The sequence below is a fragment of the Aeromicrobium sp. genome (genome assembly GCF_023146395.1).
Taxonomy (GTDB): Bacteria; Actinomycetota; Actinomycetes; order Propionibacteriales; family Nocardioidaceae; genus Aeromicrobium.
This window is the reverse complement of record NZ_JAGLCD010000021.1, coordinates 1-22450: the sequence shown is the minus strand read 5'-3', so window position 1 is coordinate 22450 and position 22450 is coordinate 1. Positions and strand designations below refer to the sequence as shown.

The 22450-nt window shown below is 69.7% G+C and carries 21 protein-coding genes; 6 read left to right on the top strand and 15 right to left on the bottom strand.

The genetic code is table 11. The features are described 5' to 3' along the window. Window positions 1–108: 108 nt before the first annotated feature. A complete protein-coding gene (locus tag KAG51_RS13860) occupies window positions 109–1128 on the top strand; it encodes a phosphotransferase family protein (protein WP_290584433.1) in 1020 nt (339 codons plus the stop codon). A 26-nt stretch (window positions 1129–1154) separates the two neighbouring features. After that, window positions 1155–2363 carry an acyl-CoA dehydrogenase family protein gene (locus tag KAG51_RS13855; protein ID WP_290584432.1) on the top strand — a complete coding sequence of 403 codons (1209 nt, stop codon included), beginning with the start codon at window positions 1155–1157 and terminating at the stop codon, window positions 2361–2363. Here KAG51_RS13855 and KAG51_RS13850 read toward each other — a convergent pair. From KAG51_RS13850 to KAG51_RS13785, 14 genes are read right to left on the bottom strand one after another with little or no spacing between them, the layout of a single operon-like run. Then, window positions 2360–3625 carry an MFS transporter gene (locus KAG51_RS13850; protein WP_290584431.1) on the bottom strand — a complete coding sequence of 422 codons (1266 nt, stop codon included), beginning with the start codon at window positions 3623–3625 and terminating at the stop codon, window positions 2360–2362. The two genes, KAG51_RS13855 and KAG51_RS13850, sit on opposite strands and share 4 nt — an antisense overlap. A 47-nt stretch (window positions 3626–3672) precedes the next feature. Beyond that, complete coding sequence (locus tag KAG51_RS13845) at window positions 3673–4428, bottom strand: glucose 1-dehydrogenase (protein WP_290584430.1); 756 nt, start codon at window positions 4426–4428, stop codon at window positions 3673–3675. 43 nt (window positions 4429–4471) lie between these two features. Continuing rightward, window positions 4472–5962 carry an aldehyde dehydrogenase family protein gene (locus KAG51_RS13840; protein ID WP_290584429.1) on the bottom strand — a complete coding sequence of 497 codons (1491 nt, stop codon included), beginning with the start codon at window positions 5960–5962 and terminating at the stop codon, window positions 4472–4474. 39 nt (window positions 5963–6001) lie between these two features. Further along, window positions 6002–7081 carry an acyl-CoA dehydrogenase family protein gene (locus KAG51_RS13835; protein WP_290584428.1) on the bottom strand — a complete coding sequence of 360 codons (1080 nt, stop codon included), beginning with the start codon at window positions 7079–7081 and terminating at the stop codon, window positions 6002–6004. Then, window positions 7078–8583, bottom strand: coding sequence for a fatty acid--CoA ligase family protein (locus tag KAG51_RS13830; protein WP_290584427.1), 1506 nt, complete (start codon window positions 8581–8583; stop codon window positions 7078–7080). The genes KAG51_RS13835 and KAG51_RS13830 overlap by 4 nt, the downstream gene beginning before the upstream one ends. A 6-nt stretch (window positions 8584–8589) precedes the next feature. Continuing rightward, a complete protein-coding gene (locus KAG51_RS13825) occupies window positions 8590–8883 on the bottom strand; it encodes a hypothetical protein (RefSeq protein ID WP_290584426.1) in 294 nt (97 codons plus the stop codon). After that, window positions 8880–9980, bottom strand: a complete 1101-nt coding sequence (locus KAG51_RS13820) for a phosphotransferase family protein (RefSeq protein ID WP_290584425.1) — start codon at window positions 9978–9980, stop codon at window positions 8880–8882. The genes KAG51_RS13825 and KAG51_RS13820 overlap by 4 nt, the downstream gene beginning before the upstream one ends. Continuing rightward, the gene (locus tag KAG51_RS13815) at window positions 9977–11284 is read right to left on the bottom strand and encodes an acyl-CoA dehydrogenase family protein (RefSeq protein WP_290584424.1); all 1308 of its coding nucleotides are present in this window, start codon (window positions 11282–11284) and stop codon (window positions 9977–9979) included. The genes KAG51_RS13820 and KAG51_RS13815 overlap by 4 nt, the downstream gene beginning before the upstream one ends. Window positions 11285–11316: 32 nt before the next feature. Beyond that, window positions 11317–12465: a thiolase family protein gene (locus tag KAG51_RS13810; RefSeq protein WP_290584423.1), complete on the bottom strand. Its 1149-nt coding sequence runs from the start codon at window positions 12463–12465 to the stop codon at window positions 11317–11319. After that, window positions 12462–12890, bottom strand: coding sequence for an OB-fold domain-containing protein (locus KAG51_RS13805; RefSeq protein WP_290584422.1), 429 nt, complete (start codon window positions 12888–12890; stop codon window positions 12462–12464). Before KAG51_RS13805 ends, KAG51_RS13810 begins: the two co-directional genes overlap by 4 nt. After that, window positions 12887–13315: an OB-fold domain-containing protein gene (locus KAG51_RS13800; protein WP_290584421.1), complete on the bottom strand. Its 429-nt coding sequence runs from the start codon at window positions 13313–13315 to the stop codon at window positions 12887–12889. Before KAG51_RS13800 ends, KAG51_RS13805 begins: the two co-directional genes overlap by 4 nt. Beyond that, window positions 13312–14505, bottom strand: a complete 1194-nt coding sequence (locus KAG51_RS13795; RefSeq protein WP_290584420.1) for a lipid-transfer protein — start codon at window positions 14503–14505, stop codon at window positions 13312–13314. The genes KAG51_RS13800 and KAG51_RS13795 overlap by 4 nt, the downstream gene beginning before the upstream one ends. Continuing rightward, entirely contained in the window at window positions 14498–15679 is a 1182-nt protein-coding gene (locus tag KAG51_RS13790) for a CoA transferase (RefSeq protein ID WP_290584419.1), read from the bottom strand. Before KAG51_RS13790 ends, KAG51_RS13795 begins: the two co-directional genes overlap by 8 nt. After that, a complete protein-coding gene (locus KAG51_RS13785; protein WP_290584418.1) occupies window positions 15679–17016 on the bottom strand; it encodes a CoA transferase in 1338 nt (445 codons plus the stop codon). The genes KAG51_RS13790 and KAG51_RS13785 overlap by 1 nt, the downstream gene beginning before the upstream one ends. Window positions 17017–17256: 240 nt before the next feature. Between KAG51_RS13785 and KAG51_RS13780 the strand changes: the two genes are divergently transcribed. The 4 genes from KAG51_RS13780 (at window position 17257) to KAG51_RS13765 (ending at window position 22103) form a co-directional block, all read left to right on the top strand. Beyond that, window positions 17257–18102, top strand: coding sequence for a GntR family transcriptional regulator (locus KAG51_RS13780; protein WP_290584417.1), 846 nt, complete (start codon window positions 17257–17259; stop codon window positions 18100–18102). A gap of 259 nt (window positions 18103–18361) precedes the next feature. Then, window positions 18362–19492, top strand: coding sequence for a substrate-binding domain-containing protein (locus KAG51_RS13775; RefSeq protein ID WP_290584416.1), 1131 nt, complete (start codon window positions 18362–18364; stop codon window positions 19490–19492). A gap of 50 nt (window positions 19493–19542) precedes the next feature. After that, a complete protein-coding gene (locus tag KAG51_RS13770; protein ID WP_290584415.1) occupies window positions 19543–21003 on the top strand; it encodes a sugar ABC transporter ATP-binding protein in 1461 nt (486 codons plus the stop codon). Next, window positions 21000–22103, top strand: coding sequence for an ABC transporter permease (locus tag KAG51_RS13765; RefSeq protein WP_290584414.1), 1104 nt, complete (start codon window positions 21000–21002; stop codon window positions 22101–22103). The genes KAG51_RS13770 and KAG51_RS13765 overlap by 4 nt, the downstream gene beginning before the upstream one ends. A 93-nt stretch (window positions 22104–22196) precedes the next feature. On the opposite strand, the gene KAG51_RS13760 is transcribed toward KAG51_RS13765, so the two are convergent. After that, window positions 22197–22450: SDR family oxidoreductase (locus tag KAG51_RS13760; protein WP_290584413.1), on the bottom strand; the 254-nt coding region annotated here is incomplete at its 5' end.

Genomic DNA, 22450 nt, shown 5'->3' with positions numbered 1-22450 from the left:
CGTGTTCGGTCACACCAAACACGGTACCGAACAGCGAACCCCATTGTTCACTGAACACCTACTGTACGATCGTGTGGTCAGTGTTCGGAGTCGAGAGGTGTCGTCAACGTGTCCCCAGACCTGACCGACCTGATCCGTCCCGACGCCCTCGGCCCGGCCCTCGCAGCGGCCACGGAGGACGACCGTTGGCACATCTTCACCTGGGAGCTCGTCACAGGTGGCAAGTCGAACCTGACGTTCTTCCTGCGCTCGTCCGCCGGTGAGCTGGTGCTGCGCCGCCCGCCGAGCGGCAAGCTCCTCCCGAAGGCGCACGACATGCGCCGCGAGGCTCGCGTGCAGTTGGCACTAGCCGGGTCAGACGTCCCCGTGCCGGCCATCGTCCTCAGCGACGACGGCGATGTCCTCGGCCTGCCCTGCTACGTCATGGAGCGCGTCGCCGGCGACGTCGCGCGCGACACCCTGCCCGACACCTACGCCAGTGCGGACTCACGCCAGGCCCTGGGCCACGGATTCGTCGAGACGCTCGCGCGGATCCACACGACGGCGCCAGCCGCCGTGGGCCTGGCCGACTACGGGCGGCCGGAGGGCTTCGTCGAGCGCCAGGTCCGGCTCTGGACCGGACAGTGGCAGAAGTCGCTGACGCACGAGGTGCCCGAGATGACCGAGCTCGGACGACGACTGGCCGCGCGAGTTCCCGCCCAGCAGCGATCCTCGATCGTGCACGGCGACTACAAGCTCGACAACCTCGTGCTGCACCCGACCACGCCCGGACGCATCGCGGCGGTCCTCGACTGGGAGATGTCGACGCTCGGCGATCCGCTGACCGACCTCGGTCTGCTGATGCTCTACTGGCGCGGCACCGAGGACCTGCCGCTGACACTGATCCCCCCGATCAGCCACCTGGCCGGGATGCCGAGTCGGGAGGACCTCCTCGGCTGGTATGCCGCGCTGACCCACATCGACCTGGCCGAGATGGACTTCTACCAGGCGTTCGCCCACTTCAAGTTCGCCGCGGTCGCGCAAGGGGTCCAGGCACGAGGTCGCGCCGGCAGCGCCGCCGGCCAGGACTTCGGCGACCTCGACACCGAGATCGTCGGCCTCGCAGCCCGCGGCCTCGACCTCCTCTGAGCCACCACCGACCCCCGGGAGACCCCATGGACTTCACCCCGTCCCCACGCGCCGCTGAGACGAGCGAGCAGATGTGGGACTTCATGATCGAGCACGTGCTGCCGGCCGAACCCGTCTGGGCGGCCCACCTGGCCGAGCACGGACCGCACGCCTATCCGCCCGTCATGGAGGACCTCAAGGCCGAGGCACGCCGCCGTGGCCTGTGGAACCTCTTCCACCCCACCTACTCCGGCCTGAGCAACGTCGACTACGCCGCCATCGCCGAGATCAGCGGCTGGTCGCCGGTCATCGCCCCGGAGGCCATCAACTGCCAGGCTCCGGACACCGGCAACATGGAGACGCTCGAGCTCTTCGCGACACAGGAGCAGCGCGAGCAGTGGCTCGAGCCGCTGCTCGACGGCACGATCCGTTCGGCCTTCGCGATGACCGAGCCGGCGGTCGCTTCCTCCGACGCCACGAATGTCGAGACCCGCATCGAGCGCGACGGCGACGACTACGTGATCAACGGCCGCAAGTGGTTCATCAGTGGCGCCGCCGACCCGCGCTGCCAGATCTTCATCGTGATGGGCAAGACCGACCCCGAGGCCGAGGCACACCGGCAGCAGTCGATGATCCTGGTCGAGCGCGACACCCCGGGCATGGTGATCGAGCGTCATCTCCCGCTGTTCGGCTACCAGGACCAGCACGGCCACTCGGAGATCTCGTTCACCGACGTCCGCGTGCCGGCCCGCCACCTGCTCGCCCACGAGGGCGACGGGTTCACGATCGCCCAGGCGCGCCTCGGACCCGGCCGCGTGCACCACGCGATGCGGGCGATCGGCATGGCCGAGCGCGCGCTGGAGCTCCTGGTCGACCGGGCGACCCATCGGGTCGCGTTCGGCCAGGCACTGATCGAGCAGGCGAACGTGCAGGACGCGATCGCCCAGTCCCGCATCGAGATCGAGCAGGCGCGGCTGCTCGTCTACCGCTGTGCGTGGCTGATCGACCAGGGCGGCGCGAAGAACGCGCGGGCCGAGGTCGCGCAGATCAAGATCGCCGCACCGGCCGTGGCCTGTGCCGTGATCGAACGGGCGATCGAGGTCTTCGGGGCAGCCGGGGTCTCCGACGACACCCCTCTGGCGTACTTCTCCGCGTGGGCCAGGGCCCTGCGCATCGTCGACGGACCCGACGCGGTGCACCGCCGGACACTGGCCAGGCTCGAGCGGCGCCGCCCGCGCCGGATCGTGACCACCTAGGAGTCCGCCGCCCGAGCCCCGGGCATCGGCGCACTCGTCGGCTGCCGGTGCGCCTCGTCGCGGAACTGGGCACGGAGGCGCCAGATCTGCAGGGCAGCGACACCCCAGAGCACGAACTGGGCACTCAGGGCGAGCGTGAAGGCGGCCGGGGTGTAGGTGCCGTCGGCGTCCCGCGAGCCGAGGTCAAGCAGTGCGCCGACCACCAGGATGATCGTCAGGCTCGCCAGGAAGCCGCCCTGGTTGACCATCCCGACCGCGGAAGCCAAGCGGTGCGGTGGATTGGCCAGGCGGGCGAAGTCGAAGCCGATCATCGCCATCGGGCCGGCCGCGCCCACCACGATCACGAGTATCGCTAGTAGCCACACCGGTGCGGTCCCCGGCCACAGCAGGACGACGGCCCACAGCCCCGCGACGGCACCGATCGACCCGAGCACGAGGTCGGAGCGTCGCGCCGGGAACCGCGTGACGAACCACCCGGTGAGCGGGGCCATGGCGATGACGGCCACGACCATGACGGTCAGGAGCACACCAGCCGTGGCCTCCGAGGTCCCCTCGCTGCGCACGAAGAACGGGAATCCCCACAGCAGGCCCAGCATCGACGCGCTGAAGTGCTGCGAGAAGTGGATCCAGAACCCCAGGCGAGTCCCGGTCTCGGCCCACGACTGCGCCAGGCTGCTCCTGACCACCGCAAGGCCCAGAGCCGAACCGGACAGGGTCCGCCGCCCCGGCTCGTCCCGCACGATCACCAGCACGAGAACCGCGACCACGAGGCCCACGGCCGCGACGGCGAGGTAGGAGCGCTCCCACCCGAACCGGCCCAGGGCCCAGGTCATGGGCACCGCGGCCGCGATCGTGCCGACCTGACCGAGCGGACCCGTCAGCTGCGTCATGACCGGGATCCGGCGGGTCGGGAACCACGAGCTGATCAGCCTCAGGCAGCAGACGAAGGTCGTCGCGTCTCCGACACCCACCGACACCCGGGCGAGCAGCGCGAGCGCGTAGGAGTCGGTCAGCGCGAACGCGACCTGGCCCACGCTCATCGCGAGCAGCCCCACCAGGAGCACGCGGCCGGAGCCGAAGCGGTCGACCAGCAGGCCCACCGGGATCTGCAGCGCGGCGTAGACCGCGAGCTGCAGCACGACGAAGGACGCGAGCTGCGTCGCCGAGATGTCGAAGCGCTCGGTGGCGTAGATGCCGGCGACCGCCAGCGACGACCGGTGGAAGGCCCCCAGCCCGTAGGCGCCGACAGCGACGCCCCACACGGACCAAGCCGCGTGGGGCGTCGCCGCGCTCCGGCCGCCCATGCCGGTCAGAACACCGCGAGCCGACCTCCGTCTATCGGGATCACGGCTCCCGTGGTGTAGCTGCTCGCGTCACTTGCCAGGTGGACCACCATCCCGGTGAGCTCGGCCGGCTGCCCGAGGCGGCCAGCCGGAAGCCCGTCGACGACCAGACCGACGAACTCCTCGTCCCAGTCCGCTGACATGTCGGTCGCGAACGCGCCGGGCATGATGCAGTTGACACGGACCGTGGGGGCGTACTCCTGCGCGAAGGACATCGTGAGCGCGTTGAGACCGGCCTTGGCCGCGGTGTACGTCGCCTCGTTCGGGCCCGGGCGTTGCGAGCCGATGCTCGAGATGTTGATGATCGAACCGCCGCCACCGCGCACCATCTGCTCACCCGCGACCGCCATGAGCCGGAACGGGCCCTTGAGGTTGACCTGCATCGTCTTGTCGTACAGCGCCTCAGTGTGCTCCAGCAGCGACGGGGACTGCGGGGCGATGCCCGCGTTGTTGACGAGGACGTCGAGGGTGCCCAGATCAGCCTCGACGCGGGCCAGGGCCGGCTCGATCGCGTCCCAGTCCCCCACGTGCAGCGGCAGGGCGAGCGTCCGCGCGCCGGTCGACTCCGTGATCTCGTGGGCCGTCGCCTCGCAGGCCTCGGCCTTCCGGCTCGACACGACGATGGTCGCGCCGGCCTCGGCCAGGCCCTGCGCGATCGCGCGACCGAGGCCGCGGGTGCCGCCGGTGACGAGGGCGATCTTGCCCTCGAGGACGTTCGACATGGTCAATCTCCTGTGCTCGTGATGGGGGACCGCGGTCCGCGGGTCAGGACGCGATCCAGACGCTCTTGATGTGCGTCAGCTCGTGCACCATCTCCTCGCCGAGCGTGCGTCCGTAGCCGGACTGCTTCACGCCGCCGTAGGAGACCGTCGGGTACCCGGCCTGGTACGTGTTGACCCAGACCGTGCCGACGTCAAGACCGTCGATCATGCGCTGGCTGCGGCCGAGGTCGTTGGTGAAGACACCGGCCGCGAGGCCGTAGTCGATGTCGTTACCGATCCGGAGGGCGTCGGCCTCGTCGTCGAACGGGATGACCGACATCACCGGGCCGAAGATCTCCTCCTGGGCGATCCGCATGTCGTTGCGCACGTCGGTGAAGATCACGGGTTCGTGGAAGAAGCCGCCGTCACCGGTCAGGCCGCCGTCCAGCGCGACCTCGACGCCCTCGGACCGGCCGAGGTCGACGTAGCCGGCCACCCGGTCGAGCTGGGTCTGCGAGACGAGCGGGCCGAGCGTCGACTCGGGGTCGAAGACGTTGCCGACCTTGACCGAGCGGCTGGCGTCGACCATCGCGGCCACGAAATCGTCGTGGATGGACCGCTGGACCAGGACGCGCGACCCTGCCGTGCAGATCTGTCCCGAGCCGCTCCACACGGCGGCCGTGGCGGACGCCGCGGTCGCAGCGATGTCGACGTCGTCGAACACGATGAACGGGCTCTTGCCGCCGAGCTCCAGGGCCACGGGCGTCAAGGTCTTGGCCGCGGCGATCTGGATCGCGCGACCCGTGGCCGCCGATCCGGTGAACGAGATGAAGTCCGTTCCCGGGTGCTCGACCAGGGCCGAGCCGACGGCCTGGCCCGTGCCTTGCAGCACGTTGAATACGCCCGGCGGGATGCCGGCCTCGACCGCGAGCTCCGCCATCAGCACGGCACTCATCGGGGTGTTCTCGGCCGCCTTGAGGATCATGCAGTTGCCGGCAGCCAGGGCCGCCGCCGCCATCGCCACGACCGCGCTCGGTCCGTTCCACGGAACGATCGCGGCGACCACGCCGCGCGGCAGGCGACGGTGCTGCACGTTCATGCCGGCAGGCACGGGCGGGATCGAGCCGTGCAGCTTGGTGGGCCAACCAGCGAAGTAGGCCGTGGCGTTGACGCCGAAGTCCTCGATGAAGGAGGTGTAGGTGCGCAGCAGGCCGGCGTCCACCGCGTCGAGGTCACCGAAGATCGTGCGGTGCTCGTCGATGGTCCGCGAGAAGCTGTGGAGGCGGGCCTCCTTCTCCAGCGGCGAGAGGTTGCGCCACACGCCCTCGTCGAAGGCGCGGCGCGAGCTCGCGACCACGCGGTCGACGTCGGCCGCGGTACCGCTCGCTGCCGTGGCGATCTGGATGCCGGTCGAGGGGTCGATGACCGGCATCGTGCCGCCCTCGATCGACTCGACCACGACTCCGTCGATCACGTGGCCGAAGAACTTGTCCGTGAAATAGCTCATGGTCGGGGCCGAGACGTGGGACAGGGTGGGGGACAGCTCGGTGGTCATGGGGATTCCTCTCGAGGGAAACGTCGGATGGTGGGGCGATCAGATTCCGCGGGCCGTGAGGACGGCCTCACGCGCGGCACGCACGGAACCGAAGGCCGATCGGTCGGTGAGAGCACGTCGCACGTGACGGTGGGCGTCGTGCTCCCAGGTGAAGCCGATGCCGCCGTGCAGATGGACGGTCTCCTCGGCACAGGTCGTGTACGCCGTCGACGCGGCGACGGTCGCCATGGCGGACGCCTCCGCGACGTGGTCAGGTGCCTCGTCGAGCGCCCACACCAGGTGAGCCAGGGCCGAGCGCGCCTCGTCGACGCGCAGTGCCAGGTCGGCGCACTGGTGCTTGAGCGACTGGAACGAGCCGATCACGCGCCCGAACTGCACGCGCGTGTTGAGGTACTCGACCGTCATGGCCAGGCACGCCGCGGCGCCGCCCACCTGGTCGGCCGTCAACGCCAGGGTCGTCCAGTGGTCGAGCGTGGGCAGCACGGCCTGGTCGGCCGTGCCGAGCAGGCGCGCGGGCGCTGCGTCGAGCGTGACCTTCGCGAACTGACGCGTGACGTCGATCGTCGCCTGGGCCTCGCGCACGACGTCGCCCTCGATCGCGAACAGGCCGATCGCGTCGTCGACCGGGGCCAGCACCAGCAGCAGGTCGGCGCCGACGCCGTCGAGGACCCGGTTCGCCGATCCTGAGACCGTCCAGTCCGCCTCGACGGTGGCGGGACCAGGAGCGGGGCTGGCCTCGATCGCCCGGCTCCACGGAGCCAGCGTCGCCACGACCGAGCCCGTGAGCAGCTGGGGCAGGAGCTCGTCGCGCGCGTCGTTCGTGGCGATCAGGCGAAGGGCGGTCTGGGCACGGACGGCCGAGCTCAGCAGCGGCAGGGGGCTGAGCGTGCGGCCAGCCTCCACCAGCACCGCCGCGAGCATCGCGGCGCCGCCGTCGAGGCCGCCGTCGTCCTCGGGCTCGAGGATGGCGCTGACGCCGAGGTCCTGGCACGCCCTCACCCACGCCGCGCGGTCGTACCGCGGGGCGTCGTCGTCGTCCAGCACCACGCGGTGGCGGTCGAAGAAGTCGGACGCGACCGATCGGACGTCGCCGATCTCCGGGCTCTCGACACTGATCATGCGACACCAGCCTTCTCGGACAGCTCGGCGCGCACGGCACGGCGCAGCAGCTTGCCCGTCTCGTTGAACGGCAGCTCGTCACGGACGTGGAAGGCCACCGGCACGCGGGTCGAGCGCAGCTCGGCGCGCACCCGCGCGACGAGCTCGGACTCGAGGTCGTCGAGCTCGCCGTCGATCACGACCACGGCCTCGACGCGCTCACCCCAGTCGACGTCGGGGACCCCGACGACCGCCGCGGCCCGGACCCGCGGGTGGGCCGTCAGCACGTCCTCGACCTCCTCGGGGGAGATGTTCTCGCCGCCGCGCACGATGACGTCGTCGGCGCGACCGCGCAGGTAGAGGAAGCCGTCGTGGTCCTGATGGCCCTGGTCGCGGGTCGCGTACCAGCCGTCGGCGTCGACGACGGAGTGCGACGTGTACTCGCCGGAGACCTGCTCGCCGCGGACGTAGACCTCACCGATCTCGCCCGACGCGACGACGGTGCCGTCGACCCCCCGGATCTCCAGCTCGATGCTGGGCACGGGACGCCCGACCGACCCGAGGCGCCGCCGCACGGCGGGATCCTCGCTGGCCATCGCGTCGCGGTGGTCGTCCGGCCCGAGGATCGTCACGGTCGAGCTCGTCTCGGTCAGCCCGTAGGCGTTGACGAAGTCGACGTGCGGCAGCATCCGCACCGCGCGCTCCACGACCTCGATCGGCATGCGACCGCCGCCGTAGGACAAGTGGCGCAGGGCCGGGAGGGTCTCGCCGGTCGCCTCGAGCACATCGAGGATCCGACCCAGCATCGTGGGCACGACCATCGCATGGGTCACGCGCTCGCGCGCCGCCGTGGCCACCCAGGACTCGGGCGTGAAGCTCGGCAGCTGCACGATCCGGCGCCCTCCGAAGATCGATCCGAGGACCGAGCTGATACCGGCGATGTGGTAGTTCGGGACCGAGACCATGATGGCCTCCTCGGATCCCGCATGACCGAACTCGACGGTCGACATGACGTAGGAGAACAGGTGGCGGTGCCGCAGCACCGCGATCTTCGGCGTGCCCGTGGTGCCGCTGGTGAAGAGCAGCACGGCCGGGGACTCGCTGTCGACCAGCTCGGGCTCGGCGTCCGCACTGGCGGCGCGCGTGGCGGTCAGCAGGTCGCCCGTCGCGCGGACCACGTCGCGGTCGCCGACGTCGACGACGCTCGCGACGCCCTCGCCGCGGAACAGCGCGATCGGGCTCAGACGACCGATGGCCTCGGTCAGCTTGTCGTCGGCCAGGCGGTAGTTGAGCGGCGCGAGCGGAAGACCGGCGGCCGCGGCGCCGAAGAGGGCCACCGGGAAGGCCGAGGTGTTCAGGTCGAGCAGACCGACGTGCTCGGCTCCGTCGTTGCGCAGCAGCTCGCCCACCGCGAGCGAGCGCTCGAGCAGGTCACCGTAGGTGAGGTGCTCGTCGCCCGAGGTCACGGCGACGCGGTCGGGATCGAGCTCGACCGCCATCGTCAGCAGCATCAGGATGCTCACGGCACGTCAGTCCGATGCCGGCAGCGACTTGGCCGCCTTGAGCTCGAGGACCTCGCCGTCGACCGAGAGCGCGCCGGCGCCGCCAGCGACGCACATGACCTCGAGGCCGGAGGCCGCGTGGGTGTAGCGCTTGCCGAGCTGGGTCCCGCCGTCGTGGCCCGCGGCGAGGTCACCGCTGGGCTCGCCGTCAAGCTTCTCGACGACGGGGGTGCCGCCGCACGAGAGCGTGACGTCGGCTGCGCGCACCACGACCACGTTGGTCGCGCACACGGCGCTCCGGAGTCGCTGACCGACCTTCATGACGCATTCCTTCCGTGGGGCTGGACGCCGTCCAGCAGGTCCAGTGCTCGTCGTGCCAGGGAGGCGACGGGACCGCCGCGCTCCCCCATGCGGGGATCGGTGGACTCGCCACGGACCCAGCGCATGTACAGCTGTTGCATGATGATCGCGGTCTTCCAGCACCCCAGCGCCTCGTACCAGAGCAGGTCCTCGCGCGTCAGGTCCAGGCCGCGCCGCGCGGCGTAGCGCTCGACGAGCTCGGCCTTGGTCGGCAGCCCGAGCGTCTCGATCCCCGGGAGCGCGATCGCACCCTGCGCGCCCTCCTCGGGCCAGTAGTTCAAGAGGGTGCCGAGATCGGCCAGCGGGTCGCCGAGGGTGGCCATGTCCCAGTCGAAGACCGAGGTCACCCGGTCGGGCTGGTCGACGGCGAACTGGCAGTTGTCGATCTTGAAGTCGTTGTGGATGATCGCGCCCGAGGCGCGGTCCGGGAGCAGCTCACGCAGGCGCTCGCCCACCTCGGTGACGACCTCCTTGCCGTCCTCGGCCACGGCGGCCCAGCGCTTCAGCCAGCCGCCGACCTGGCGCTCGAGGTAGCCCTCCGGGCGCCCGAGGTCGCCGAGACCGACGGCCTCGGGATCGACGTCGTGCAGGTCGGCCAACGCCTCCGCGACGGCGAAGCCGACGGCCCGGCCCGCGTCCGCGTGGTGCGCCATCGTCTCCGGGATCTCGTTCCAGATCACGACGCCGGAGCGGTACTCCGAGACGAGGAACGGTGCGCCGATGACGTCGACGTCCTCGCAGAGGGCGAGCGCCTTCGGGGCGCGGTCGAACTGCGCATGGAGCTTCGACAGCACGCGGTACTCGCGCACCATGTCGTGTGCACCCGGCGCGACCTGACCGAAGGGGGGACGGCGCACCACGAGTCGGGTGTCGCCGATCGTGACCTGGTAGGTCAGGTTCGCCGAGCCCCGCGGGAACTGCAGCACCGAGAACTCACCCTCGAGGCCGTCGACGTGCTCGCGCAGGTAGGCCTCCAGACGTGGCCAGTCGAGCTCCTCGCCCGCCCGGACCGGAGCGGTCTCGGTCGTGGCCTCGGCGCTCGTCGCGGTCTCGCTCATTCAGCACCGACCAGGTCGTCGACCGAGACGAGACGGTCACCGAGCTTGAGCTCGGCGGCCTCACGCAGGGCGATCTTGTGGCGGGTCGGGAACAGGCCCGGGGCCGGCGTGGCGCCCCGCAGCAGCTGCTTGGCGACCTGCAGCTGGTGCAGCTCGGTCGCACCGTCGGCCAGCGCCATGTGGTGGGCCTCGGCCGACCACTGGCCCAGGGGCAGCTCGGTCGAGATGCCGAGCGAGCCGTGCAGCTGGATGGCCCGGCCGACGACGTCGCTGAGCACCTTGGGCATCGCGGCCTTGACGGCCGAGATGTCGGTGATGACCTTGCGGTAGTCCTGGTACTGGTCGATCTTCCAGGCGGTCTGCAGCACGAGCAGACGGAACTGCTGGTACTGGATCCACGAGTCGGCGATCATCGTCTTGACGAGCTGACGATCGGCGAGCGTGCCGTCGCCGCTCTTTCGCGACACGGAGCGCTCGAGCATCATGTCGATCGACTCGCGCACCAGGCCGACCGTGCGCATCGCGTGATGGATGCGTCCGCCGCCGAGCCTCGTCTGCGCGACGGCGAAACCCTCGCCGCGGTTGCCGAGGATGTGGTCCTTCGGGATGCGCACGTCGTTGTACTGCACGTAGGCGTGGGTGCCCTCGACCTCGTCGTGCCCGTAGACGCCGACGTTGCGGATGATCTCGATTCCGGGGGTGTCGGCCGGCACCACGAACATCGAGGCGCGGCGGTGCCGGTCGGCCTCGGGGTCGGTCACGGCCATGACGATGAAGAAGCTCGCGAAGCGCGCGTGCGACGAGAACCACTTCTGGCCCGACAGGACCCAGCTGTCGCCGTCGTCGAACGCCCGGGTCACGAAGGCCGTCGGGTCCGATCCTCCCTGGGGCTCGGTCATCGAGTAGCAGGAGGCGATCTCGTTGTCGATGAGCGGCTTGAGGTAGCGCTCCTTGAGCTCCGGGGTGCCGTAGTGCGCGAGGATCTCACCATTGCCCGAGTCCGGCGCGTGGTTGCCGAAGACGACGGGGCCGGCGTGGGTGTGACCCAGCACCTCGTTGAGCAGCGCGAGCTTGAGCTGGCCGTAGCCCTGGCCGCCGAGCTCCGGGCCGAGGTGGCAGGCCCACAGGTTGCGCTCGCGCACCTTCTCCTGCAGGGGGCGGATCAGGGCGTTGCGCACCGGGTCGCCCACGTCCCAGGCGTGCTCCACGAGCTGGTCGACCGGCTCGATCTCGGTCCGGACGAGCTCCTCGGCCCAGTCCAGGTCCTTCTGGTACTCCGCGTCGGTCTCGAATCCCCACGTCATGTCGTCTCCTGGCTGTAGTGGTCGATGAAGTGTCAGCGGCTCAGCACGGTGCAGGCGCTGATGCCGGGTGCGCCGTACACGTGCGTGAAGCCGGTCTTGGGGTTGCCGGGCACCTGGCGGTCGCCCGCGTCGCCCCGGAGCTGCAGGACCGACTCGAAGACCTGTCGAAGACCGGTCGCCCCGATCGGCTCGCCGTTGGCGATCACGCCACCGTCGGTGTTGACCGGCAGCGAGCCGTCGGGTCGGGTCTCACCGGTCAGGATGAGCTTCTCCTGCTCGCCGTGCGCACACAGACCGGTCTCGGCCATGTGCATGATCTCGGCGCCGGACTCGGTGTCCTGGATCTGGGCGACGTCGATGTCCTCCGGTCCGATGCCGGCGGAGGTGAACGCGGCCGCCGAGGCGTCACCGGTCGGTCCGGACAGGATCTCGGGGGTCGTCCACGGGCTGAAGACCTCGAACGAGCCGAAGCGGCGCGACCGGAACTCAGCCGAGCGCAGGTAGATGGGGTTCGCCGTGTAGCGGTGGGCGACCTCGCCGCGGGCGAGCACGAGCGCGACGCCGCCCTCACCGGGCGAACAGAACATGTACTGCGTCAGCGGATGATTGACCATCGGCGCGTCCAGGATCTCCTGCCGCGTCTTGGGCGACCGCCGCCAGGCGTTCGGATTGGCCGCGCCCAACGAGAACGACTTCTCCGCGACGGCGGCCAAGGTCTCCTCGCCGATCCCGTACTGCTCCATGTAGCGCCCGATCTTCTGGGCGAAGAACTGCGTCGTGACCATCATCCCGGTCTCGCCGTACCAGTCGCCGATGCCGAGGCTCGACGGCTTGGTCGCGAACGCGCCTCGCGGGTGCTTGTCGAAGCCGACGACCATGCCGAGGTCGTACTGCCCGGAGAGCAGGGCGCTGCGGGCCGAGATGAGGGCTGACCCGCCGGTGCCGCACCCGTTGTGCACGTTGATGAACGGGGCGCCCGTCAGGCCGAGGTCGGAGACCAACGAGTCCGCGTCCCCGGCCGAGTGGCTGCCGCCGTACGTGAACTGGATGTCGGACCACTGCACCCCGGCGTCACCGAGTGCTTGGCGGGCGGCGTGAGCCCCTTGAGCCCGTCCACTCACCCCCTCGGTACGACCGAACGGGTGGATGCCGATGCCGACGATCGCGACGTCCGTGCTCATGCCGCCACCTCCTGGGGAGCGAAGGCGAACGTCAGGACCGGCTCGTCGCCGTCGACGAATGCCGTGATCGTCACGAGCCGCATCGCCATGCCGAGCGACAGGGCGGCCGGGTCGTTGACCGTCAGCCGCGACTCGACGCACACGTCGCCGAGGTCGACGTAGCCGACGCCGTACGGCTCGAACGGCTCCACCCCGCGATACGGGGGCTTGGGCTCGAAGTTCTGCACCGTGTACGACCAGAGGGAACCTGTCGTCGGCAGAGCGACGCGCTCCATCGCCTCACCACCACAGCGCGGACACCCACCTTGGAAGGGGAAGGCCGTCGTGGCGCACACGGGGCAGCGGGCTCCGGCCAGCTCGACGGGTCCACCGGCCGCTGGGTCGATGACGAGGGCCGGGTCGACCCACCTGATGGTCGTGCTCATACGTTCTCCTCGGACGGCTCGGCGGCGGGCCGCCACTGCGGCAGGGTCGCGTCGCCGACCTGCTCGAACCAGGCCTGCATGGGCTGGCCGATCTCGAGGGAGGGTCGCCCGTCGAGGCGGCCCAGCAGGCGCACGTCCTTCGCGTCGTCGAGCTCGACGAGGACCACGGTGTACGGAACCGGGTAGGCCGGGTGCACCTGGTGCTCGACCACCGTCCAGCTGTAGAGCGTCCCCGCGCCGGCGACGGTGCGCCACTCCTGGCTGAAGGCTCCGCACCGGGGGCAGTTCTCCCGCGGCAGGTGCAGGTCGGCACGGCACTCGCTGCAGACGCGGATCGCCAGCTCACCACGCGCGGCAGCGGCGAAGAAGCCGCCCGTGTCGACGTCGTCGATCACCGGGACGAGGGGGGTGTTCTGGTCGGTCATCGGTCGGCTCCCAGCACGAGGGCGCTGGCACCCGGAGGGGGTGCCGACGTCACGAAGCTCAGCTCGGCGCCCTCGACCTGGTTCGTCGAGGTGCCGCGAATCTGACGTACGCCCTCCAGGACGTGGTTCATGCCGTGGATGTAGCCCTCCGACAGATGACCGCCGCTGGTGTTGACCGGCAGCGTCCCGCCGACCGACAGGTCGGCCTCCGTGAGGTGCGCCGCCTGGCCCGGCGCCACGAAGCCGTAGTCCTCCAGCTGCATCAGCGCCGTGATGCTGAAGCAGTCGTACATCTGGGCGACGTCGACATCGGCCGGCGAGATCCCGGCGCGACCGAACACGGTGGGCGCCGCCGCGGCGGACGGCCAGGACGTGATCGAGGGGCGCAGGAGGGCCGGGAACATCTGGCCCGGCTGCACCCCGCGACCCGTTCCCTGCGCGACCGAGAGCACCGGGACGGCGGTGCCGGCCAGATCGCGAGCGCGCTCCGTCGTCGTGACGACGACCGCGGCGGCCCCATCGGTCTCGAGGCAGAAGTCGAACAGGCGTAGCGGGTCCGCCAGCATGCGTGAGGCGAGATAGTCGTCGCGCGTCATGGGACGATCGAAGAACTGGGCAGCCGGATTGGCATTGGCATGGGCCCGGCTGGCCAGCGCGATCGAGCCCAGACCGTGCGTGAGCTCGTCGAGCGTGAGCCCGTGCTCGTGCGCGTACCGGCGTGCCACGACGGCGAAGAACTGACCCGGCGTCTGCATCCCGAAGGGCAGGAAGAACTCGTCATAGCTGCCCTCCCCGCCGATCGCGCCGCGCTCGCCGACCAGGCCGTACCGGTTGCCCGATCGACCGTTGAGCGAGCGGAACACCACGACCGTCGTGGCCAGACCCGCCGTCACCGCGGCAACCGCCTGACCCACCATCGCGGCCGGACCCGAGCCACCCGGGCCGGTCTCGCCCCAGTAGGTCAGGTCCGGAACACCCAGCGAGTCGGCCAGGGCCGGGGCCGAGACCAGGTCCATGTCGCACCGCACGATGCCGTCGACCGAGCGCGGGTCGATCCCGGCATCAGCCAGCGCGGCACGGCTGGCCTGGGCGGCCAGGGTCAGCGGCGAGCGACCGGAGGCCTTGGAGAAGTCAGTCGCACCGATTCCGACGATCGCGCAGGCTCCGGGCGTCCAGGCCGGCTCAACCATGGTGGCCCTCCCCGAGGCGCGGCGGACGTCCCGGCACGGTCTCGAAGGAGGAGAATCGGTACGGCAGTCCCGGGTACGTCACGGTCTCGCCGTCCGGGGTCGGCAGGTCGACGAAGAACTCGCGTTCCTGCAGGTGCACGTCGAGCGGCAGGTCCTCGAAGGCGTTGAGCCGCCCGATCGGGAGCCCCCGGCGCTGTCCCTCGTGATAGACGGTGTCCGCGTCCTGCACGAGGAAGAAGACCTCGATGACCTCCTGGACGTGACTGAACTCTTGCTGCCGGTAGGCGATGTCCTGGAACGAGGCATCGGTCAGGTCGGCGGCCATCTCGAGTTCCGACATCCAGCCGAGCAGGCTCGACCACGCCTTCTGCTCGGCGAGGATCAGCGCGAAGTAGACGTAGTTGCCGTCACCACACTCGAACAACGCCGGCTGGGTCGGCTCGGGCTGGGCGTGTCGGCAGGTCTGTCGCTGCACGAGTGCCTTCGGATAGAACCAGTAAGGATTCGCGAGCTCGCCGCTGACGGCGTTCGACTCGTGGACCGACATGTCGACGAGCTGACCAAGGCCCGTGCGTCGACGCTCGATGAGGGCCAGCAGCAGGGCGCACCAGCTGAAGCTCGCGCCGAGCTGGAAGCCCTGGTTGCCGCCGGGCCGGATCGGCGGGATGGAGTGGTCGTCGTAACCACAGCTGTTGAGGATGCCGCCCGCCGCCAGGGCGACGAGGTCGCTCGTGCGGTAGTCCTGCCACGGTCCGGTCAACCCGAATGGCGTGACCGCGACGACGATCAGGTCGGGGCGCTGCTCCAGCAGCTCGTCCAGGTCGGTGCCGAGCTCACGCAGCCATCGGCGGTCCTCGACGATCAGGATGTCGGCGGTCGCGAGGAGCGCGCCGAACTGGGAGCGGTCGTCCGGCGAGGCGGCGTCCAGAGCCCGACTGGTCTTGCTGGAGTTGTAGGCCCAGAACTCGAGGCTGTGATCGGGGTCCCGCTGTCCGTGGGCCCACGGGCCGACGTGCCGGCTCGCGACACCTCCCGGAGGCTCGATCTTGACGACGTCCGCGCCGAGGTCGGCGACGAACTTTCCGGTCTGCTCACCGGCCGGGCTCTGCGCGAGCTCGACGACGACGAGGTCGCGGACCGGGCTGGTTCCCTGGAGGACCTGTGCGGCCACCATCAGATGACTCCTTCAGCCGAGAGCTCGGCGAGGGTCTCGGCATCACGGCCGAGGATCTCGCCGAAGACGAACTGGTTGTCCTCACCCAGCAGCGGCGCGGACCGCCAGTGGTCGGGCTTCGAGGCGCCGAGCTGACCCGGGAAGCCCTCGAACAGGGCGGGGCCGATGACCGGGTGGTCGAGCTCGAAGAACGTCCCGCGGGCCGCGATCTGCGGATCGTGCTCGGCGAGGTCCTGAGAGTTCTGCACGGCGCCGGCGGCGATGCCGGCATCCTGCAGCGCGCCCATCAAGCGATGCTTGTCCTGGTCGCGTGTCCATCCGGACATCGCGGCGTCGAGCTCGTCCTGGTGGACGATGCGCTGGTCAGCCGTCGCGAAGCGCGCATCGCTGGCCCACGCCGGGTCGCCCATCACCGTCTGCAGCGCCTTCCAGTCGGCCTCCGAGAACACCGCGATCGCGATCCACTGATCGGTCCCGGCTGCCGGGTACACGCCGTGCGGCGCGGCCGTCGGATGCTCCAGGCGGTTGCCGCGCGGGTAGTCCGGACGACGACTCGGACGGTCGTTGACGACCGTGTCGAGCAGGTCGGAGCCCAGCAAGCCGATCCCGGCCTCGATCGCCGAGACGTCGACCTCGGTGCCTTGGCCCGTCAGCATGCGCTGGTAGATCGCGAGCAGCAGACCTGCGGAGTTGTAGTAGGCGGCCTGGTTGTCCATGTAGGACAGGCCCCAGCCGGACGGCTCCCGCCCGGGGAGTCCGCTGTTGAACGACAGGCCACTGACGGCTTGGACCACGGGCCCGTAGCTGCGGTAGTGCGCCTGTGGTCCGGAGTGACCGTACCCGCTCATGCGCGCGAAGATCATGTCGTCGCGGATCTCCCGGAGCTCCGGGTACGTCAGGTTCCAGCGCTCCATGACTCCGGGGGCGAAGTTCTCGGTCACGATCCCGCAGTGCTCGATCAGGTCCAGGACCAGTTCACGGCCGCGGGGGTCGGACATGTCGACCGTGATGCCGAGCTTGTTGCGGGAGTAGTTGTTGAACAGACCGCCCTTGTTCGGGTCCGGGTCTGGATCCTCGGCACCGTAGGACCGGGTCTCGCCCTTGTAGATGGGGAGCCGGCGCGGCATGTCGAGACGCTTGCGGTTCTCGATCTTGATGACATCGGCGCCAAAATCGGCCAGGAGGCGCGTCGCCACGGCTCCGACACCCATCCAGCAGAAGTCGGCGACCCGCACGCCGGCCAGAGGCCCGGTCCGCGGTCGGGGGCTGCGGGAGGAGTCGCTTGCGACCCCGATCACCGGATCGGAGGGGTCGCTCATCCACGTGTTCTGCGTCACTCCTGCAGATTATTCCTCATGATGAACTTAGTCAAGGGTGTCACCCGGCCTCGCACCTCAAGGCGTCACCGAGGAGCGTCGGCCGCCCAAAATCATCATGACCATTGGGGGACTCCTCGACGTGCGACACGCCTCATCTCGGCTCGAATGTCCGTTGAATCCTCGGAAGGAAACTGCCAGAGTGGGCAGGCCCGGCCCTGCGGTCCCGGACCGCACCCGCCCTCTCGAGCAAGGAATCCCATGAACGCTCGCCGTCCGAATCTTCTCGGCGGGTCAGCCCCCCGCCCGGATGACGGCACAGCGCACGGCCTACCGATCGTCTACGCGCCGCGCGGGTTCAGCGCGGCCGACACCCAGAACCCGCGTCAGCGCGCCCCCAAGGCCGCCGAGGTCACCGCCTCGCGGATCGTCGACGACATCCTCGAGGGCCGTGTCCGGGTCGGCGACAAGCTGCCCACCGAGCCCGAGATGCTCGAGCGCTACGAAGTCAGTCGCGAGTCGCTGCGCGAAGCGCTGCGCCTGCTCGAGATCCAGGGGATCGTCGACATCAAGCGCGGTCCCGGCGGCGGCCCGTTCGTGGCCCCGCTGAACTCCGGGTACCTCGCGCGCACGGCATCGTTGTACTTCCACCTGAGCGGTGCGACGTACTCCGAGCTGCTCGACACGTGGGCCGCGCTCGAGCCCACGTTGGCCGAGCGCGCCGCCAAGCTCCCCTCGAGCAAGGCCAAGCGGGAGATGTTCACGCCGTTCCTGGAGTACGACACCGAGTCGCACGTCGAGCTCGAGCTCTTCGACGACTTCAACAACTTCCACGCACTGATCGCGGGCTTGTCGGGCAACCGCGTCCTGACCCTCGTGACCCAGGCCGTGACCCACGTCGTGGCCGAACAGGTGCTCCAGAGGGTCGATCCGATCGCCGAGCGCCAGATGCTCTCGCACTCGCACGCCGATGTCGCTCAGGCGATCCTCGACGGCCGCCCCTCCAAGGCCCGCAAGCTCATGACCGAGCACATCCTCGAGGTCTCGCAGACCTACCTCGAACGCGATCCGTCGGCCGGCCAGCGTCGGATCGACTGGCGCCTCTGACGCTGCGGCGCGGGACTCCCCGTCCCGACGTCGCACCCCTCTGGCGGACGCAGGGAGGGCGCCTCGCGGTGCCCGAGCTCGGGCTAGTTGCTCATCATGAATCTTATAATTTCTCATGATGTTCTCTTGACGGGAACGCCGCCATGCGCTGAAGTGGTCCCACACATCCACACGTGTCCCAGGTCACACTGGCAGCGAGGCCCCCGACCTCGAAGCCGCGACTGACGGGCACACCCCCGATGGAGGAATCATGAATCCCATGCGGCACCGCAGGCTCGGCCTGCTCATCGCGGGAGCCGTCATCGGCTCGCTCTCGCTGGCTGCTTGCAGCTCATCCAGCGACGGCGAACGGTCCGGCGGAGGCGAGGTCAGCCAGGAGGTCAAGGATCTCGTCGCCGAGTACCAGGACGCGCCGACCGACATCAAGCAGACCGAGCCACTCAGCGCCACTCCTGAGAAGAAGTCGGTGGCCTTCATCGTGTGTGCCGACCCGACCTGCACGGTCCTCGGCGATGCGCTCGAAGGGGCGGTCACCGAGCTCGGCTGGGACTACACCGGCATCAACGCGCCGGCCACCGACTTCGGCTCGGCCGTCCAGCAGGCCATCGACCTGGGTGTCGACTACATCGCCGGCACCGGCAGCGACGTCGCCACGTTCCAGAACGCCTTCGACGCGGCCACTGACGCGGGCATCCCGTACTTCAGCTGCTACTCCAGCGACGTCCCGGAAGGTGACGCGAGCAACCTCTTCGCGAACTGCTACGACCTCACCGCTGTCGACACCTACTCGCGTGTGCTGACCTCGTGGATCATCGAGGACAGTGGCGCCGACGCCTCGATCGGCGTCGTGAACGTGCCGGAGTTCCCGACCCTGTCCAACGCCGTCCCGGGGGTGGAGGAGACCCTCGAGGAGTTCTGCGACACGTGCACCAGCCAGCCGGTCGACATCTCGGTCGACGTGCTCACGAGCGGCGGATCCACCAACGCGATCGTCTCGTTCCTCCAGTCGAACCCTGAGGTGAACTACCTCTACCTCGCCTTCGGCAACTTCGAGCCCGGGCTCGGCCAGGCTCTGAAGAGCGCCGGCCTCGACGACGTCAAGGTCGTCGGCGTCCAGCCGCAGCAGGCGCAGATCGAGTCGCTCATCAACGGCGAGTCGTCGGCCTGGATCGCAACTCCGCAGGAGAACGCCATGTGGACGCTTGCCGATCAGATGGCTCGCGTCGCCAACGGCGAGTGGGACCAGGGGCTGGAGCGCACGGCCGCGGTGCCGCCGATCTACATCATCGACACGGTCGAGGAGGCCGAGGCGATCGTCGACCTGCAGGACGGCTGGCCCGGACCGGACGGCTTCAAGGATCAGTACAGGACCCTCTGGGGCCTCAGCTGATCATGAACGCCCTTGACATCCGAGGACTCTCCAAGACGTTCTCTGGTCACGTGGTTCTCCACGGCGTGGACCTCACCGTGAAGGTGGGTGAGGTCCACGCCCTGGTGGGCCAGAACGGATCAGGCAAGTCAACGCTCATCAAGATCCTCGCCGGCTACCACTCCCCCGATCGTGGGGCGACCGCGACGGTCCTGGACCAGGATCTCGAGCTCGGCTCGGCCTCGGCCGCCGACCGGCTGAACGTGCGCTTCGTGCACCAAGACCTGGGGCTCGTGAACGACCTGAGCATCACCGAGAACATCATGCTCGGCCGCACCTATCCCAAGATCGCCGGCGTGAAGATCAACTGGGGTAAGGCCAAGCAGATCGCCCGCGACTGCCTGGCTCGCACGGGTCCCCCCATCAACGTCGACCGGACCGTCGGGGAGTTCGGCATTGCCGAGCGCACCCGCATCGCGATCGCTCGCGCTCTGCCCGACAACGACGACCCCGCGCTCATCGTGCTCGACGAGCCGACCGCCGCGCTCCCGGCGCGGGACGTCGAGGCGCTCTTCGCCACCATCCGCAACCTGGCCGCTGCTGGCAACTCCGTCATCCTCGTCTCACACCATCTGGACGAGATCCTCAGCGTCTCGGACTCGATCACGGTGCTCCGCGACGGTGTGAAGGTGGCCTGCGTGGCCACGAGCGAGGTCGACCACGACCGGCTCACGACCCTGATCATCGGTGGGTCCTTGGTCAAGAACATCGAGCGACCCCGGGTCGCCACCGGCGAGACCCCGGCGACCGTGCAGATCACCGGCCTGGAGGGCACGGCCCTCCTGAGCTTCAGTGCGGACCTGCATCCCGGCGAGATCGTCGGCGTGGCCGGCCTCACCGGCTCAGGGCGCGAGGAGGTGGCCGCGCTGACGATCGGACGCGAACCCCGCTCCGCGGGCACCGTGACGATCAACGGCGACACCGTCGACGCCGGCAGCCCGATCGCCGCGATGGCGGCCGGCATGGCGTGGATCTGTGGTGAACGGGCTCGTTTCGGCGTGTTCAGCACCATGAGCGTCGGCACCAACCTGACGATCAGTGACCTCGCCCCCCACACCGTGGTCGGCCGTCTCGACCACAGGTCCGAGCGCGCCGAGACCGCCCGCTGGATCGACGACCTCGGCATCGTCGCCTCGGGACCGGACGCCGCCATGACGACCCTGTCCGGCGGCAACCAGCAGAAGGTCCTCGTGGCGCGAGCCCTGCGCCTGGAGCCCGCGTTCCTCGTGCTGGACGATCCCACCGCCGGAATCGACGTCGGCGCCCGCGAGCAGGTGCACGGCATCATCACCGACCACGCCAGCGCCTCCATGTCGGTCCTGATCACCTCGACCGACAGCGACGAGCTCGCCCGCCTGTGCGACCGCGTCCTCGTCATGTCCCGCGGACGGGTGGTCGCCGAGCTCCGCCGCGGTGTCGACCTGGACGCCCCCTCCATCGATCACGCGCAAGTCGCAGGAGCATCAGCATGAGCACTGACACCACCAAGCCTGTCGTGTCCCCCGCGGCGAGGCGCAGCCTCAAGTCCAGCTCCGGGGCCACCTCGACCCCCCTCAGCGTGACGCTCGGCCGCTACAGCGCCATCATCTTGTGGGCCGGATTCACGATCCTGTTCGGCATCCTCCGGCCCGACACGTTCCTCTCGTCGGTGACCTGGCGCCTGACCTTCAGCGAGGGCGTCGTCACGGCGATCGTCGCGCTGGCCTTCCTGGTGCCGTTGGCAGCCGGTGTCTACGACCTCTCGGTCGGCGCCACGATGGGCACCGGGCTGGTCCTGATGAACTGGTTCGGCCTCAACCACCCCGGTCTGCCGCCGTGGCAGGTCGCCATCGGCGTCCTGGCGTTCTGCGCGTTGATCGGATTCTGCTCGGCGGTGGTCATCGTGAAGTTCCGGGTCCAGTCGCTGATCGCCACCCTCGGCGTCAGTCAGGTGCTCCTGGCCTTCCAGCTGTTCATGGCGAACAATCGCCAGCTCACCGGCGCCTTCGAGTCCTCCTGGCTCGACCTGGGCAACGGGCAGGTCCTCGGAATTCCCGTCGTGGCCCTCTACCTGCTGGTGCTGGCCGTCCTCATGTGGTTCGTCCTGGAGCACACCCCGGTGGGGCGCCGCCTGTTCGCTGTCGGCAGCAACCCGGAGGCAGCGCGGCTCGCCGGCCTCAACGTCGAGCGGCTGACCTATGGCTCGCTCATGACGTCTGCGGTCATCGGTGGCTTTGCCGGCATCGTCTTCTCGATGAAGGTCGGCACGTACAACTCCAGCGTCGGCCCCGGTCTGCTCTTCCCGGCGCTGGCCGCCGTGTTCTTCGGCGCCTCACAGTTCGCGCGCCGTCCCAATGTCTGGGGCACGCTCATCGCGTACTTCGCGCTCGCCTTCGGCGTCAAGGGCCTGCAGCTCACCTTCGGGCCCGGCACCTTCTGGATCCAGCCGCTCTTCCAGGGTGCGGCGCTGCTGATCGCGGTGGCGCTGGCCAGCCGTGTGGTCGGCCAGACCAGGCGCAGTCGTCAGCTGCAGCGCGAGGCGGCAGCCGACGACGCCCAGGCCGCGGGTGAGGCGACCCCGCCACCGCGGTGACCTCGAACGCTTCGGCGCAGCACAGCAGGGGTGGGGCCGCGGCTCCACCCCTGCTGTGCTGCGCCGAACCGGCGGTCAGCGCTGTCCGCCGGTTCAGTACGGGGCGGTGCCGCCGTCGACGTTGAGCATCGCACCGGTGATGCCGGCACCCGCCGGCCCGGCGAGCAGGACGGCCATCGCTCCGATCTCCTCGACCGTGTTGAGGCGACCCGTCGCGGCGTCCTTGGAGTAGTCCGCCAGGTACTCCTCGTAGGTCAGGCCGTTCTCGGCGGCGAACACCGGCCCGATCTCCTTGGTGCGCTCGGTCTCGATCGCGCCGGGGCAGATCGCGTTGGACGTGATGCCCT